Genomic DNA, 985 nt, shown 5'->3' with positions numbered 1-985 from the left:
CCAAACTTCTCCTTTTCCTGATATCTTTTTCGGTTTCATTACTAACCTCCTCTATCCTTTAAGAATTATTTGATCACCCGTGTAGTTAAGAATCAAAATTTTATTCCCCGATTTGCATATTATAATAGTCTTCTGCTTGCTCCAACATTTCATCTAACGAAATTTTATCGTCAAAATAATCTTGCAACACTGATCTTAAAGCTTCCATGGCTATATTTGTATTCACGCCATAGTCTACTCCAGGTATTTTTTCCATCCATTCTGAAAAATCTTTATATATTTGTGCATCATTAAAGTAAGGATCTTTGTATTGATAAGCTTCTCCTGTTTGAGAAGGAAGATAAGTTCCAACAGCACCATTATCAACTAAAATCTCTTGATAGAATTCATCATTACCAGCAAATTCGGTCTTAAGGAAATCAATAGCCGCTTCTTTATTAGGGGAATCTTCTAAAACCATCCAACTCGAACCGCCCAGATTAGAATAATGAGTGGCATTTTTTACTGTTTCAAGTTTTGGGATAGTCGTATATGCCCATTTGCCTGCTTGGTCTTCTGCTGACTTGATCGTTGCTGAATACCAAACAGCTGAAACAACAGCTGCTACTTCTCCACTAGTAACGGCTCCAATACCTTCTGCTGCAAAATAATCGACTGGTTTAGCCAAATTATTTTTTTCTATTTCTTTAAGAACTTCTGCCATTTCTCTGATAACAGGATTATTTTTGAAATAAACTTTTCCTTCTTTATCAAAATACCAAACTCCTGCTGACTGCATAGCCATTTGCATATAATGCGTTCCTCTGTTGGGAATAAACGCTACAAACCATTTTCCGGTTTTTTCTTTTACATCTTTACCAATTTGTATAAACTCTGACCAAGTTAAATCTTTGAGATCATCAGGAGTATAGCCAGCTTCTTCAAGATAGTCTGTACGATAATATAAACCTGCAGATCCCGAATCAAATGGAACAGCATAAACGCC

1 protein-coding gene is annotated in these 985 nt (G+C 35.6%); it reads right to left on the bottom strand.

The annotated features are described in order from the left end of the window. Positions 1 to 100: 100 nt before the first annotated feature. Positions 101 to 985: extracellular solute-binding protein (locus RT405_RS04730; protein ID WP_313468003.1), on the bottom strand; the 885-nt coding region annotated here is incomplete at its 5' end.

The sequence above is a fragment of the Carnobacterium sp. genome (assembly GCF_032094055.1).
Classification (GTDB): Bacteria; Bacillota; Bacilli; order Lactobacillales; family Carnobacteriaceae; genus Carnobacterium_A.
Note: the sequence above shows the minus strand (reverse complement) of the source record. Positions and strands in the feature narration are given on the sequence as shown.